The sequence below is a fragment of the Novosphingobium kunmingense genome (assembly GCF_002813245.1).
In the GTDB taxonomy this organism is placed as follows: domain Bacteria; phylum Pseudomonadota; class Alphaproteobacteria; order Sphingomonadales; family Sphingomonadaceae; genus Novosphingobium; species Novosphingobium kunmingense.
Genome location: NZ_PHUF01000007.1, coordinates 148448 through 164079, shown reverse-complemented (window position 1 = coordinate 164079; position 15632 = coordinate 148448). Strand labels below are relative to the sequence as shown.

At 59.4% G+C, this 15632-nt stretch carries 7 protein-coding genes and 1 pseudogene; 2 read left to right on the top strand and 6 right to left on the bottom strand.

Annotation, left to right across the window (positions count from 1 at the left end; all coding sequences use genetic code 11):
• Positions 1 to 27 precede the first annotated feature (27 nt).
• Positions 28 to 1098 (bottom strand): S1C family serine protease, encoded by a 1071-nt coding sequence (locus B0I00_RS16360; protein WP_232730322.1) that lies wholly within the window; start codon positions 1096 to 1098, stop codon positions 28 to 30.
• A 393-nt stretch (positions 1099 to 1491) separates the two neighbouring features.
• Between B0I00_RS16360 and B0I00_RS16355 the strand changes: the two genes are divergently transcribed.
• The gene (locus B0I00_RS16355; protein WP_100868474.1) at positions 1492 to 2214 is read left to right on the top strand and encodes an IS6 family transposase; all 723 of its coding nucleotides are present in this window, start codon (positions 1492 to 1494) and stop codon (positions 2212 to 2214) included.
• A gap of 99 nt (positions 2215 to 2313) precedes the next feature.
• Here the strand turns inward: B0I00_RS16355 and B0I00_RS16350 are convergent, their stop codons facing one another.
• Both B0I00_RS16350 and B0I00_RS16345 read right to left on the bottom strand, forming a co-directional pair.
• Positions 2314 to 4293 (bottom strand): response regulator, encoded by a 1980-nt coding sequence (locus B0I00_RS16350; RefSeq protein ID WP_100868473.1) that lies wholly within the window; start codon positions 4291 to 4293, stop codon positions 2314 to 2316.
• Complete coding sequence (locus tag B0I00_RS16345; protein ID WP_198519284.1) at positions 4290 to 5786, bottom strand: ATPase domain-containing protein; 1497 nt, start codon at positions 5784 to 5786, stop codon at positions 4290 to 4292. Before B0I00_RS16345 ends, B0I00_RS16350 begins: the two co-directional genes overlap by 4 nt.
• A gap of 338 nt (positions 5787 to 6124) precedes the next feature.
• Between B0I00_RS16345 and B0I00_RS16340 the strand changes: the two genes are divergently transcribed.
• Positions 6125 to 8281: a catalase gene (locus tag B0I00_RS16340; protein WP_100868472.1), complete on the top strand. Its 2157-nt coding sequence runs from the start codon at positions 6125 to 6127 to the stop codon at positions 8279 to 8281.
• A 22-nt stretch (positions 8282 to 8303) separates the two neighbouring features.
• Here the strand turns inward: B0I00_RS16340 and B0I00_RS16335 are convergent.
• The 3 genes and pseudogenes from B0I00_RS16335 to B0I00_RS16325 form a co-directional block, all read right to left on the bottom strand.
• Positions 8304 to 8827 (bottom strand): annotated as a pseudogene (locus tag B0I00_RS16335) (transposase); the annotation flags it as partial.
• A 126-nt stretch (positions 8828 to 8953) separates the two neighbouring features.
• Positions 8954 to 10834, bottom strand: a complete 1881-nt coding sequence (locus B0I00_RS16330) for a response regulator (RefSeq protein WP_232730321.1) — start codon at positions 10832 to 10834, stop codon at positions 8954 to 8956.
• Positions 10831 to 15627: a HAMP domain-containing protein gene (locus B0I00_RS16325; RefSeq protein WP_100868471.1), complete on the bottom strand. Its 4797-nt coding sequence runs from the start codon at positions 15625 to 15627 to the stop codon at positions 10831 to 10833. Before B0I00_RS16325 ends, B0I00_RS16330 begins: the two co-directional genes overlap by 4 nt.
• Positions 15628 to 15632 lie beyond the last annotated feature (5 nt).

Sequence of the window (15632 nt, the reverse complement as noted above, 5' to 3'; positions counted from 1 at the left end):
CCCATGGGACCGGCCCTTCTTTGTGCATCAACTTCCCGGTTCGAGTTCGAGCCTGACCGTTCGCACCTCGCCGCCGCGCATCAACGTCAGTTCAACGCTTTGCCCGACCCGAAAGTCGTCAAGGCGGGCGAGCAGGTCGCCGACCCGCGAAACAGGTTTGCCGTTCATAGCGGTAACGATGTCCCCGGGAGCCACGCCGCGCCTTGTGCGCTGCGCTGCGACCAGACCGGCGCGCTCGGCTACCGACCCGGGATCGACCCGCAGGACAAAAACACCCTCGATCCCTGAAGCGCGCTTGAGCCGGTCGTTGATATCGTCGTCGCTTTCGAGGCCAAGGCTGGGCCGCGTATAGCGCCCCTCGGAAATGAGCTGCGGCACAACGCGCATCACCGTGTCGACCGGCACAGCAAAGCCGATTCCTGCCGATGCCCCGGAGGGACTGTATATCGCGGTATTGATCCCGATTAGTCGGCCAGCGGAGTCGAGTAGCGGGCCACCCGAATTTCCCGGATTGATTGCGGCATCGGTCTGGATCAGGTGCCGAATGTCGGGGCCGTTTTCGTTCGGCAGCGAACGATCCAGTGCCGAGACAATGCCCTTGGTCAAGGTCCAGTCCAGGCCGAACGGATTTCCGATCGCGAAGACATTCTGTCCGACCTGCAGGTCGCTGCTCGTGCCTATGGGCACCCGGGCAGGCGCAGTGAAGCCTGCACCGCCAATTTTTAGGACAGCAAGATCGTGTTGTGGGCTCACACCGACCAGAGTGGCGGAAAACTGGCGCCCGTCGGCAAGCTGTATTTGTGCTTCGGATGCACCCTCGATGACATGGAAATTGGTCACAATATGGCCGGCTCCATCCCATACGAGACCGGAGCCAGATCCGCGCGGCACGCTGTAGACATTACGTGTCCAGAAATCGGCAACTCGCTGCCGTGTCGATATGAAGACAACGGACTCTCGGGCATTGCGGAACAGGTCGATAGTGGCGCGTTCATCTGCGCCAAGGTCTCCGCGCGGAGTGACCATGCGTGGCTCGGCCACCGGACCCAATTGGCTGAAGAGTAACGATGCTGTTGCAGCTAGAAGCAGGGCGTTCATTATGATCAAAACCACTATCCACGGACGCGAATTTGACATTGGCTTCGTCAACGTTTGTCTCATCACGGATAAATAGCGCCGGTTGTGCCAGGATCAACGCAATGCCTCGTCATTATTCGATCGACAAGAATGTCGGCAAACCAACCATAATCGGACATTGGCGGTGCGCATAACCAGGGCAAAGCTGCCTGTCCGCTTTCAGGCATCGTTTGGGAGAGCCTGAACGTCCGACATGGGGCGCGTGGCTGCCATCGGACATGGCCGCGACGAAGGGCAGCTATACGCAAACTGCGCCCTAAGACCTGCCGTTCCGGGGCTTTGTCAGACCAATGAGGCACCTGCTAGCGGAAGATGGCTCTGTCTGACCAAGGAGGCACCTGCTAGCGGCGGCTGATGCCCCGCAAATCTCGAGCGTTGCCGCCTAGCCCGTTTCGCCGGTTCAACTCCTCGCCTGAGGTTATCCGCTTGGTGGTTCTGATGTACGTGCGGTTCCCGTTATCACTTCGCAACGTCGAGGACCTGCTATTCGAACGCGGTATCGACATCTGCCACGAGACGGTGCGGTTCTGGTGGAATCGGTTCGGGCCGCTGTTCGCTGCGGACATCCGGCGCCAGCGGGTCAGCCGGATGCGGGGCTACCGGCACTGGAAGTGGCATCTCGATGAGATGTACGTCAAAGTGAACGGCGAGATGGTTTACCTGTGGCGGGCTGTTGACCACGAGGGCGAGGTCCTCGAGAGCTACATCACCAAGACCCGCGACAAGGCCGCGGCTCTGCGGTTCATGAAGAAGACGCTGAAGCGGCACGGCTCGCCCGAGGCGATCACCACTGATGGCCTCGGGTCGTACAAAGCGGCGATGAAGCTACTCGGGAACACGAATAAGCAGGAGCTGGGGAGGTGGGCGAATAACCGCGCAGAATGCAGTCACCTGCCTGTTCGAAGGCGAGAGCGAGCCATGCTCCGGTTCCGAAGGATGAAGACCCTGCAGAAGTTCACCGCGGTCCACGCCTCCTTCACCAACCACTTCAACCAGGAACGGCACCTCGTCGATCGACAGACCTACAAGCAGAGACGCTCGGCCGCCCTGGCCGAGTGGCAAAACCTGTTCGCCTAGGTTGTCGGTGGGTAGGGCAAACTGCGCCAAGTGGAGACCAGTTCGCATTAGACTGACAGCACCGTCGGAAGCTACCCGGGAAAGCCCCTTTGCCAGCGTTCACAGCGCTTCCAAGGCCTGCTCCAGTTCCGCCAATCGGAATGGCTTTGTAAGTTGCGGCACATCGAGGTCGATGTCCCTGGCCGCGTATCCTGTGACGAGCAGGATCGGCACCTGACTTCCCGATTCCCGGATCCGCTGGATCAATTCCGCGCCGGTCATGCCAGGCATGGTGTAATCCGTGATCACTGCTTTGATGCCTGTCCGGCTTGCAAGAAGCGTCAGCGCCTCGGCCCCGCTATTTGCTTCAAGAACCTCGTGGCCCAGTTCTTCCAGCATATCTGCTGTGCCCATGCGCACCAGCGGCTCATCATCAACGAGGAGGAAAAGTGACGACTGCGCGTTCAGATGAGATTCCATTTCGTTACCTGCGTTTTCGATTTGTTTTGATGTGGCGGGAAGGATCAGTTCTGCCGTTGTCCCCTGACCAGCTGAGCTTGTCAGATTGAATGCGCCTCCAGTCTGCGCTGCGAAGCCATGAACCATGCTGAGACCCAGGCCGGTCCCCTTTCCAACTTCCTTCGTTGAAAAGAAGGGCTCGATAGCCTTGGCCAAGGTTTCGGCATCCATGCCGATCCCGGTGTCTATGATTGCAATTGAAACAAAACCCTGATCGTTGGAGGGCAGTCGGGTCGCCGAACCAGCAAATTTCGTGGCCACGATTTTCAGTTGTCCCCCACCGGTCATCGCATCCTTGGCATTGATGCAAAGGTTTAGAATCGCGAGTTCCAGCTGATTTGCGTCAACAAGAATTGCCGGCAAGCCGTCGCTGACTTCGATCGACACGCCCACTGTTGAACCGACCGAGCTGGCGATCAGGTCGGCCATGCCGTGAAGGAGGTCATGCACGTCGACTGCGGTCGTGACCAAGGCCTGTTTACGAGCAAAGCCAAGCATTCGACTGACAAGCGTCTTCGCACGTTCAGCCGACTGCAGAGCCCGGTCGAGCGCGCGCCCTGATCGATCTTCCTTGCCGTGCCTGCGCTGAAGCAGATCCAGTGCGCTGATGATTGGCGCAAGCAAGTTGTTCATGTCGTGTGCAAGGCCGCCTGTCAGCTGCCCGAGGGTTTCGAGTTTCTGAGCCTCACGCAGTTGAACTGTAGCGCTCTCTCGTTGTGCGACAGCCTCGTCGACCCTTCGCTCCAAAGTCGCATTCAGTACCCTAAGTTGATTTTCCGCGATCGCTCGTTCGGTTACATCCTGGAAGAGCACAGCCACTTCGCGGCGGCTGGGAGGCTCGATACGAAAGGCAGAGAGTTCTAGATGTCGGCCCGTCGCGACCAGTTCCTGCTGAAAACGAATCGGAACCCCCGTGAGAAGGACCTCCCGATACGTGGCAACCCAGGAAGCGGCTTCATCTGGAACCATCTCCCGAACTTTCTGGCCGACGACATTTGGAATTCCTGCATGCCGTTCATAGGCGGGATTGGCTTCCACATGGACATAGTCGCTTAAAGGTCCGTCCGCGCCGTCAAGGAAGCGAATGACGCAGAAACCTTCGTCCATTGTATCGAAAAGAGTATGATAGCGTGTCTCACTTTCGTGCAATTCCACGAGCCGCGCACGTGCGTCGTACTGCTTTCGGCGGGCTCGAATTGCCGATTGGGCGAGGCTAATCAGCGTTGTTGGATGGAACGGCCGCTCAACGAAGGTGACGCTTCCAAGGGTTTCGAGATATCGGCCAGCTGATGGGTTTCGCTCTAGGCCTCCCCCCCGAACAGTCAGCAAGATCGTCGGTAAATCAGACCATTCCGGTTGCGCGCGTATCCAGTTGTCGAGATCCCTCAAATCCTTGCCGAATAGCGCTTCCTCCGCAATTACTGAAAATCCGGCGCCTTCTTCAAGGCCTGCAACTAATTCACCAAGGCTTGAACAGACGGTTGTGCGGATACCCTTCTCGCTGAGCATCTGAGCAGCAAGATCGGCATCCCGCCCCGTTGGGGCAAGGATCAAGGCTCGTTCTGAAAACTCGGGGATCATGCAGAGGGATCGGCTAGTAGCATTCCTGCCGGGTCAATGAGTGTCGGTACACCGCGGAGTACCCCCTGAAATTGGGTGAGAGGCTCGCCCAGCGTCAATCCATTCGCATTGATCCGGAACTCGCGTATCGTGTCTTCGTGCGAACCCGTTCGCTTCTTAACAATGGATATTGCGCGACGTACGCGGCCAAGGGCTTCGAAGTATCGGAGCAGGATTACTGTGTCTGCCAAGTACGTCACATCCACGGGTGCCTTCATGTCCCCAACCAGCCCGTGCTGCGCAACCGTAAGAAAGGTGGAAACGCCTTTTCTATTAAGATACTGAAGCAACTCGTGCATGTGCAGGACTAACGCGTTTTCCTCAGGCATTGCTGCCTGAAAGCCGTTAAGGCTATCGATTACAACAGTCTGGGCACCTTTCAATTCAACGCATTCTCGAACCCGCTGCGAGAACTCTCCAGGTGTCATTTCTGCGGCGTCTATCTGTTCAATTATGAGCTGCCCGCAGTCGATCAGCCTTTGAAGATCGATGCCAAGACCAAGCGCCCTTTGTTTGAGCTGGCCAAGCTCCTCATCGAAAATAAATATGGCAGCAGTCTCGCCGCGAGCCACCGTGGCGTTCACAAAGGTCAGACCAAGAAGAGATTTTCCTGTCCCTGCCGGTCCCAGGATCAGGACACTGGAGCCTCGGTCTACGCCTCCGCCTAGCAAGGCGTTGAGTTGATTGCTGTCAGTAGCAATAGTGTCACGGGAAAAGTTCCCGTGATGCTCTAACGATACAAGTCTGGGGTAGACTTCAACGCCACCAGTCTTGATGGCGAAATCGTGGTACCCGCTACGGAAACGCCTTCCGCGGTATTTGACAACGCGTAGCCTTCTCCGTTCAGCCCCATAATCGCGAGACAATTCTTCCAGCTTAACCACGCCATGGGCTACGCTATGAACCGTCCGATCATTCTGCTCGGTTGTCATGTCATCCAGCATGAGAACGGTTGCATTTTGCTTTGCAAAATAATGTTTTAGGGCGAGGATTTGACGGCGATATCGCAGGGAGCCTTGCGCGAGCAGACGAATTTCCGACAAACTGTCCAAAACGACGCGGTCGGGCTGTGCACGCTCAAACGCCTCAAAAATTCGTTTCGTGGTTTCGCCAAGTTCGAGGTCAGAAGAATAGAGAAGGCTCTGCTGTTGTTCGTCGTCGAGCAAGCTTTCAGGGGGCACAAGTTCAAAAATATCTATGTTATCGAGTGACCACCCATGAGAAGTCGCACTCCCCCGTAATTCACTTTCAGTCTCTGATAAGGTTATAAAAAGCGTGCGTTCGCCCTTGGCGGCCCCATCGAGAAGATACTGCATCGCGATTGTTGTCTTGCCGGTTCCCGGACTTCCTTCGAGTAGGTAGACCCGTCCTCGATCAAGCCCACCCGACAATACGTCATCAAGACCGGCAATCCCCGTTTCCGCGTTGTGTCCTTCAATCAAACCACCGTTCATAGTCCCTCGGCCCCTTGGCAACATGCAGAACCGACATGGCGCGATCAAGTCGGTATACTGCAACGTACTGAAATATCACCTTTCTACCGTGTGAACTTTCATGCTGCTGAGCGCCGTTAGAAATGTGAACCGAGCGTTCCAACTACTAGACCGACCTAAAGTTCCTGGCCTCTTTCAGAGGGTGAGTAGGGGTCTCGTTACGCAAGCTAGGGGCTAATCAAGGAGCAGTTCGACCCGGACTGACAGCTCTTGCCGGCAGCATATTCAGCAGCAGAGGGAACCGAGCGCCGACCGGGAGATTTCTCAAGGTAACTCATCAGACTGAACCGGAGATTCTCATGGCCAAGAGGCCGCAGCCATCACCCGCCACCGTCAACACCCTTCGCGAGCATGCGCCCGGCTCCGGCAGGCACGAAGGCACGGTGGCCACCGGCAATGGCGGTGAAACCCATCAGCACATCGCGCATGACAGCGACCATGCCGACGCGCCCGCGCACCTGACCACCAATCACGGGGTGCGGATTTCGGATAACCAGAACAGCCTGAAGGCCGGCAGGCGCGGGCCGACGCTGCTTGAAGACTTCGTGCTGCGCGAAAAGATCTTTCACTTCGACCACGAACGCATTCCCGAGCGTATTGTCCACGCACGCGGTTCCGGCGCGCACGGCGTGTTCGAATGCACAGATCCCATTGCCGAGCTGACCAGCGCCGCGATCCTTTCGGAAAAAGGGGCAACCTGTCCGGTCTTCGTCCGCTTCTCGACCGTCGCGGGCGGTGCGGGCAGTATCGATACGCCGCGCGACGTGCGCGGCTTCGCAGTCAAGTTCTACACCGAGCAGGGCAACTGGGATCTGGTGGGCAACAACATCCCGGTCTTTTTCATCCAGGACGCGATCAAGTTCCCCGACTTGGTCCATTCGGTGAAGATGGAGGCCGATCGTGGCTATCCGCAGGCAGGCAGCGCGCATGATACGTTCTGGGACTTCATCGGCCTGATGCCTGAAGCGATGCACATGATCATGTGGGCCATGTCGGACCGCGGCATACCGCGCACCCTGCGCAATATCGAAGGCTTCGGCGTCCACACGTTTCGGCTGGTGAATGACAAGGGCCAGTCGCAGTTCGTGAAGTTCCACTGGAAGCCGGTGCTCGGCCTTGAATCGACCACCTGGGACGAGGCGGTGAAGATTGCCGGTGCCGATCCGGATTTCCACCGCCGCGACCTGTTCGAGGCCATCGATTCCGGAAATTTTCCGGCCTGGGATCTGGGTGTGCAGGTGTTTGACGAGGAGTGGGCCGGGCAGCAGCCATACGATGTGCTCGACGCGACCAAGCTGATTCCAGAGGAAGTTCTCCCGGTCCGCGTCGTTGGCCGGATGACTCTCAATCGCAATGTCGACAACTTCTTCGCCGAGACGGAGCAGGTCGCGTTCCTTCCGACCAACGTCGTCCCTGGCATAGACTTTTCGAACGATCCGCTGCTGCAGGGACGGCTGTTCTCCTACATGGACACGCAGAAGTCGCGTCTGGGCACGACCAACTTTCACCAGATTCCGATCAACGCCCCCAAATGCCCGTTCCACAACATGCAGCGTGACGGGCTGATGCAAACGCTCGTCCCCAAGGGCCGCGCCAATTACGAGCCCAACAGTCTTGCCGAGGCGGGTGAGGATGGCGGCCCGCGCGAATGCCCCGAAACGGGCTTTACCAGCTTCCAGGCGCGCGATGACAGTTATGCGGAAGACGGCAAGCTGCGGCTGCGCAGCGAAACCTTTGCCGACCATTACAGCCAGGCGCGCCTGTTCTACCGCTCGCAGACCGAGAACGAGCAGGCCCACATCGCCAGCGCGCTCGTCTTCGAATTGAGCAAGGTGACGCTCGAGCACGTGCGAACCCGTGTCCTGTCGCGCCTGCGCAACATCGACGAGGATCTGGCCAAACGCGTTGCCGCGGGTCTGGCAACGGAACTTCCGGCCGCTGCAAAGCCTGCGGTCAAGCCGATCGACATGGACGCCAGCCCTGCGCTGTCGATCCAGCAGCAATCCATGGACACCATGGAAGGGCGCAAGGTCGGGCTGCTCTATGCCGAGGGCTCCGACAAGGCGATGATCGAAAAGCTGAAGAAGGACATCGAGGCAAAGGGTGCCACTGTCTTCACTGTCGCGCCGAAGGTTGGCGAGATCAGGCTAAAGGGCGGCACGATGAAGGCCGACGGGCAGCTTGCCGGTTCGCCTTCGGTCTTGTTCGACGCGGTCGTTGCGACCATGCCGATGGATGCCGCCGAAAAGCTGTCGAAGGACGCTGGAGCGGTGCAATGGTTTGCCGACGCCTATGTCCACTGCAAGACGGTGGCCGGCTGCCCGGGGACGCAGAAGCATCTGTTCCCCAAGGCGAACGTCGAGCCAGGCGAAGGGGTTTGCCTACCCGAAGAGTTTGTCAGCGTCGGTACCAAACGCCACTGGGCCCGGGAGCCAACGGTACGGATGCTCGCGTGATGGGCGGGCAGGTGTAGTCAAAGTAGAGCCGCTGCGTCTTCTTGCGGTTGATCCTCCACGCCCTTCCGCCGCAACAAGATGTGCAGCCGGCGATAGCCGAACCGGCGGCGCTGCTGCGCAAGCTCGCGCAGCTTCGACCGAAGATCGGCATCATCATCCCGTTGCGACCGGTAGCGCATGCTCTTGCGGTCAGCGCCGATAACACGGCACGCCCGCCGCTCGCTCATCCCCAGAGCCATCTGGAGACGAGCGACCGCCTCTCGCTTCGCAGCGGGCGTCACCAACTTTTTTTGCGAGAAGGTCCTTCAGGCCGGCATTGTCCAGCATGGCTTCGTTCAGCAGCCGCTTCAGCTTGGCGTTCACGTCCTCGAGCGCCCTTAGCCGCTTCGCGTCCGACACCTCGAGCCCGCCATACTTGGCCTTCCAGTTGTAGATCGTCGCTTCCGACACGCCGTGCCGACGAGCAAGATCGCCGATCTCCGCACCCGCCTCAGCTTCCTTCAACACGCCAATGATCTGCCCATCCGTGAACCTCAGTCGCTTCATCTGTCCGTCCTTCCATCAGGCCGGGCTCTAATCCGTGCTGGTGGAAATCAGGGGGTCACGTCACGCCGGCGGCAATATGATCGCTGCCTTTTGGCCAGTTGCCACGGTTGCATGAAGCCCTGCTCTCTACGCAATCATGACTTCCGATAACTGCTGGAGGCTCAGCGGCTTGCGGAGGACCGGAATGTCCTCGGTGATTGTCAGGCGTGGATCGTCGGCGTTTCCTGTCATCAGCGCTCGCCGAGCCTCCGGGAGCAGTTCGCCGATCTTTTGCAGGGTCTTGATCCCGTCGAGGCCCGGCATTGCGAAGTCACTAAGTACGAAATCAACAGCCTCCCTATCGCGCTCGATGTCCGCTATCGCGGCATTGCCGCTGGCAAAATCGCGCACAGTTCCACCGGCATCGCGTAGCTGTTCGCCGAGAACAACACGGACTGCATCGTCGTCGTCGATCAAAACGAATGCCTTGCCCTTGATCCAGTCGAGGTTTTCGCCCGAGCCGTGAGCCGGAACGCCTTCGTTCACAGCGGATCTGGTCGCCGGCAGGATAAGTTCGATGCGTGTACCCTTGCCGACCTTGCTGTCGATGCGGATTTCCCCGCCAGACTGGTGGGCGAAGCCAGATACCATCGACAGGCCGAGGCCGGTGCCCTTGCCAGCTTCCTTGGTGGTGAAGAACGGTTCGATGACCTTGGTGAGGATGTCATCGGGTATGCCCGTCCCGGTGTCCGCGACGACGATGCTCAGCATCGGCTTGTCGGGGTCGGCTGTCTTTCCTTCGGAAATCGAGACCTGAATTGTGCCGCCATCCGGCATTGCATCGCGGGCGTTGATGATGAGGTTCATTACTGCTAGTTCCAGTTGGCCACGATCGACGAACAGGTTGTGGACCGCGTCGGGGCAATTCCAGACGACTTCGATCTTGCCGCCGAGGGTGTTGCTGACAAGCCCGGCCACCGATTCGCACAGGCTTGCCGGGTCGATACTGGTCGGGGTCAGATCCTGCTGGCGGGCAAATGCCATCATGCGCCTCACCAGTTCGGTCCCCTGCGTTGCAGCGTGGCGCATCTGATCGACTACAAGCTGCTCGCGCTCGCCCAATTCCAGCCTGCGCTCGAGGATGCTGATCCCGCCCAGCATGGCCGCGAGGAGATTGTTGAAATCGTGCGCGACGCCTCCCGTGAGCTGGCCCAATGCGTCGAGCTTTCCGGCATGGACCAACCGGGCCTCGAGTTCTTTACGCTCGGTAATATCGAGCAGCGACCCGGCCCAGCCATGGGCATTACCGCTGCCGGTTCGCACCCGCTGGTCGAGAATATGGTGGCGTGATCCGCGAGGTCCGATCCATCGGTATTCGACCACGACGCTCTCGTTACCAGGGTCGGCATCTTGTGATAGGCGCAGACGGTCGTCCGGGTGGACCCATTCCTGCCATTCGCGTTCTCCGGTGAGCACCGACTCCGCCTCGTCGCCGAGAAAATGAACAAGATCGCCGCCGCGGAACCGGCGAACCATCTCGCCATTGCGCTCGGTAATCTCGTAGATCGCCATCGGCAGTGCGCGCAGAATCGATGTCTGCCGCTTTTCGCTGGTTTCAAGCTGGCGCCGAGTGCGAAACAAATCGACGAACACGGCGACCTTTGATTTGATGACCACCGGATCGACCGGCTTAAATACGTAATCGACCGCGCCCATCTCGTAACCGCGCATCAGGTGCTCGGTTTCCTTGTTCACGGCAGACAAGAAGATGATCGGTGTCCGCGCGGTCTGCTCACGCTGGCGGATAAGCGCGGCGGTCTCGTATCCATCAAGATCAGGCATGAACACGTCGAGAAGGATGACGGCGAATTCCTCGCGCAGCAACTGTCGCAGGGCGTCGCGGCCAGAGATGGCGCAGACGACTTCGGCAATCGGCGCAAGGACTTCCGACAAGGCGAGCAGGTTGCGGTCGTCATCGTCGACGATCAGGATTTTCGCAGGGCTTTCACTGATGCCGGCTTGGCTCACGCAGCAACCCTCTTGGTGCGGCGACCATTGGGTTGCTTAAGCGCGGCCCTTTCGAACGTCACCCGTAAAAGCGCCATCAGAACGTCGACGTCGACCGGCTTGGCGACATAGTCGTCGGCTCCGGCTTCGAGGCATTTCTGGCGATCTCCGACCATGGCCTTGGCAGTTACCGCGACCAGCGGAATGTCGGCGATGCGCGGCTTGGACCTGATACGCTTAATCGTTTCGTAGCCGTCCATTTCGGGCATCATGATGTCGATCAGTGCGGCATTGATGTCGGGATGGCTTTCAAGCAGATCGATCGCCTCCTGACCGCGCTCCGCGTGCATGACGGCGGCACCGCGCGCTTCGAGCACGCTGGTTAGCGAATAGATGTTGCGGATGTCGTCATCGACGATGAGGATTTTCTTGCCGGCCAATTCGTTGGCCGGGAAGGCGACCTTCTTGCGGGCTTTCGCTGAGCCTTGCTTACGCGGTTTGCGTTGTGCCACGCCCCTGAAGAGTTCTGTCAGACGCTCGCGCTCGACAGGCTTTTCGATAACGTCGGTCGCACCCAAGCTGCGAGCGTCCTCGGCACGGTCCCCACCGGAAATGACGTAGATCGGGATCGCTGCGGTCTCAGAATCGCCGCGGAGCAGATCGAGCAGGACGAAACCGTCCATGTCGCTAAGACCCAGGTCAAGCGTGATGGCGGCAGGTTTGATCTTGCGGGCGAGCGCGGTCGCGCCGCTGCCGGTCGGCGAGATCACTCCCTTGAGTCCTTCCTCATGGACCATGTCGAGCAGGATCGACGCGAAGGCGGGGTCGTCCTCCACGATGAGGACGACGGCATCCTTGCCGAGGTTGCTGCGGTCGTCCGTCGGTTCTGCGACGGGGAGGGGCGCCGGAGCGATGCCAGCCACCGGATGCGACAACGCTGGCGCGCTGGCTGCGCGAAGGGGCAGGAACAGTGTGAACGTGGACCCCTCGCCTGACCTGGATTGAACCTGAAGCTCGCCACCGAGGAGACCGGCAATCTCGCGGCTGATTGAAAGGCCGAGTCCGGTGCCGCCATACTTGCGGCTGGTGGTTCCGTCGGCCTGCTGGAAGGCCTCAAAGATCAGCCGTTGTTTGTCGGATGGAATGCCGATCCCGGTGTCGCTCACGGAGATCGCCAGCGCTTCGGTCACATCTCGCAGGACTGGATGAGTTGTGTTCCATCCCGACGCTGCGATCCTGACATCGAGTTCGACCTTTCCGTGCGCGGTGAACTTGAACGCATTCGAGAGAAGATTGAGCACGACCTGCTGCAGTCGCTTCTCGTCCGTGTGAATCGAACCGGGCAATTCTGGTGAGAAATGCACTTCGAAATCGAGCCCTTTTTCCGAAGCTAGCTGGCGGAACGTGCGCTCCATGTGTTGCTGGAGCGCAGCGAGCGGCATGTCACCGAGTTCGATCGACACCGTGCCAGATTCGATCTTCGACAGATCCAGGATATCGTTGATAAGGTTCAGTAGGTCGCTTCCCGCGCCGTGGATAGTTCGCGCGAATTCGGTCTGTTTCTCGTTGAGGTTTCCGCCCTGGTTATCGGCCAGCAGCTTCGACAGGATTAGTAGCGAATTGAGCGGCGTACGCAGTTCGTGGCTCATGTTTGCGAGGAATTCGCTCTTGTATTTCGAAGTCAGAGCAAGCTGCTCGGCCTTTTCCTCGACCGCGCGACGGGCCATCTCAATCTCGAAGTTCTTCGCCTCGACCTGCTTCTTCTCGTTTTCGAGCAACTGCGCCTTTTCCTGCAGTTCCTCGTTGGTATTGTGCAGCTCTTCCTGTTTGATCGTCAGCTCGGATTGACGTGTCTGCAGTTCCTGGGTGAGGAGCTGCGATTCCTTAAGCAGTTCCTCGGTTCGCATGGTCGCGGCGATCGTGTTGAGTACGATGCCGACTGTTTCCATGAGCTGGGTCAGGAAGCTGTGGTGGGTCTCGTTGAACTCTTCGAAGGACGCGAGTTCGATGACCGCCTTGACCTCGTCCTCAAACAGGGCTGGAAGGATATTGACGTGAGCCGGGCGGCCTTCAACGAGGCCAGAGCCGATACGGATGTAATCGCCTGGGACATTATCGAGGCGCATCGGCCGCTTGTCAGCTGCCGCCTGGCCGATCAGGCCTTCGCGAAACGAAAAGCGCGACTTCATCTCGTCCGCATGGCCTGCGCCATAGCTGGCAACGAGATCGAGTGATCCACTTGGACCATCTGTATCGTTGGCGACGTAGAACACGCCGTACTGCGCGTTCACAAGCGGCGCGAGCTCGCTCATGATAAGGTTGGAGATCGTTGCGAGATCGCGCTCGCCCTGCAGCATGCGGCTGAAACGGGCGAGGTTGGTCTTGAGCCAGTCCTGCTCGGCGTTCTTGAGCGTCTGGTCTTTGAGGTTCACGATCATCTCGTTGATCGTGTCCTTGAGCGAGGCCATTTCCCCCGACGCCTCCACCGAAATGGACCGGGTAAGGTCGCCCTTGGTCACCGCGGTCGCGACCTCGGCGATCGAGCGCACCTGATTGGTGAGGTTCGCCGCCAACTGGTTCACGTTGTCGGTGAGGTCGCGCCAAAGCCCGGCGGCACCGGGCACGCGCGCCTGTCCGCCAAGTCGTCCCTCGACACCCACCTCGCGCGCCATGTTGGTCACCTGGTCGCCGAAGGTGGACAGAGTTTCGATCATGCCGTTGATGGTTTCGGCGAGGGCGGCGATTTCGCCCTTCGCGTCCACGGTCAACTTACGTTTGAGATCTCCCTGCGCGACCGCGGTCACAACGTCGGCGATACCGCGCACCTGATTGGTCAAGTTGGTCGCCATCAGGTTCACATTGTCGGTCAGATCCTTCCACGTGCCGCCCACGCCCGGCACTTCGGCCTGACCGCCCAGCTTGCCCTCGGTCCCGACCTCGCGCGCCACGCGGGTCACTTCGGATGCGAACGAGTTGAGCTGATCCACCATCACGTTGACAGTGTTCTTGAGCTCAAGGATTTCGCCCTTAACGTCGACGGTGATCTTCTTGGAAAGGTCTCCGCGCGCCACGGCGGTAGTCACTTCGGCGATGTTGCGCACCTGGCCGGTGAGGTTGTCGGCCATGAGATTAACGTTCTCGGTGAGGTCTTTCCATGTGCCACCAACGCCCGGCACGGTCGCCTGGCCGCCAAGCTTGCCCTCGGTGCCAACCTCGCGCGCCACGCGCGTCACTTCGGATGCGAAAGAATTGAGCTGGTCGACCATCGTGTTGATGGTGCCCTTGAGCTCGAGAATCTCGCCCTTCACATCGACCGTAATTTTCTTGGATAGGTCACCGCGCGCAACTGCGGTGGTCACTTCGGCGATGTTCCTCACCTGGCCGGTCAAGTTCGCGGCGAGTTCGTTCACATTGTTCGTGAGATTGGCCCAGGTACCTGCGACTCCGGGCACTTCGGCCTGTCCACCAAGCTTGCCTTCCGAGCCGACCTCGCGCGCGACGCGGGTCACTTCAGAGGCGAAGGAGTTAAGCTGATCGACCATCGTGTTGATCGTGTTTTTGAGCTCTGCGATCTCGCCCTTCACATCGACGGTGATCTTCTTGGAGAGATCCCCCAGCGCGACCGCGGTGGTCACTTCGGCGATGTTGCGCACCTGGCCCGTCAAGTTTGCGGCCAGTTCATTCACGTTATCGGTCAAGTCCTTCCACGTACCGCCGACACCTTCCACCCGCGCCTGACCGCCGAGGCGGCCTTCGGTGCCGACCTCGCGCGCGACGCGCGTCACTTCGGAGGCGAAGGAGTTGAGCTGGTCGACCATCGTGTTGATCGTGTTCTTAAGCTCCGCGATCTCTCCGCGCACTTCCACCGTGATTTTCTTGGACAGATCGCCGCGGGCCACGGCGGTCGTTACTTCTGCGATGTTGCGCACCTGGCCGGTCAGGTTGGCCGCCATCAGATTCACGTTGTCGGTCAGATCTGCCCAAGTGCCAGCAACGCCGGGCACTTCTGCTTGGCCCCCCAGCTTTCCCTCGGTACCCACTTCGCGCGCCACGCGGGTCACTTCGCTGGCAAAGGCGTTGAGCTGGTCGACCATCGTGTTGACGGTCACCTTCAACTCGAGGATTTCGCCCTTCACGTCGACGGTTATCTTTTTCGAAAGATCGCCGCGGGCCACCGCGGTCGTCACTTCGGCGATGTTGCGAACCTGGCCTGTAAGGTTCTCGGCCATAAGGTTTACATTCTCGGTCAGGTCGCGCCAGGTACCGGCCACGCCCTTCACCCGTGCCTGCCCACCGAGCTTGCCTTCAGTACCCACCTCGCGCGCCACGCGCGTCACTTCCGAGGCGAAAGAGCCGAGCTGGTCGACCATCGTATTGACGACCTTGCCAATTCGCAGGAATTCGCCCTTGAGGCCGCGGCCATCGATCTCGACCGACATGCGCTGCGACAGGTCGCCTTCGGCGACCGCGCCTATGACGCGGGCGACCTCGGTAATGGGCTGAACCATGTCGTCGACAAGTTCATTAACGGCGTTGAGCTTCATCTGCCAACCGCCAGCCGCACCTTTCACATTGGCGCGCTGGGTGATCTCGCCCTCCTTGCCCACCACCTTGGCGACGCGATTGAACTCGTCGGTGATCGTCTCGTTAAGTCCGACAACCTGATTGAACAGGACAGCGATTTCTTCATCGCGCGGATCGGTGGTATCCAGCGCGAGGCGGACGGTGAAATCGCCTTCTCGCAAACGTGTCAAAGCCGCGATGAGGCTTTCGCGCAGCTGCGCGCAATTTTCGACTTCCTGCGATGACGCCACTTCCC